Genomic DNA, 252 nt, shown 5'->3' on the forward strand with positions numbered 1-252 from the left:
GTATCTACATACAGAAGTCCCTGACGATCCGGTCAAGATCGCCAGGGACCAACGATGGGGTCAAGACGCACTTTCCACAGCAACAGACCTGATCACCCACAACACCACAGCCACTACCAATGACATCGGTGCACCAGCAGAATACGACACCGCCATCGACACCAGCTACCAACACAACCTCGGCATCCAAAAAGGCTGGATCAAATAACCGCAACACGCCCGGAAAAGACACACTTTTCTTTACTTAACCCC

At 52.0% G+C, this 252-nt stretch carries 1 pseudogene; it reads left to right on the top strand.

From position 1 onward, the window contains the following. Nucleotides 1-208 (top strand): annotated as a pseudogene (locus HMPREF2757_RS06420) (IS256 family transposase); the annotation flags it as partial. Between the last annotated feature and the right edge of the window lie 44 nt (nt 209-252).

The organism is Brevibacterium sp. HMSC063G07 (assembly GCF_001810665.1).
In the GTDB taxonomy this organism is placed as follows: Bacteria; Actinomycetota; Actinomycetes; order Actinomycetales; family Brevibacteriaceae; genus Brevibacterium.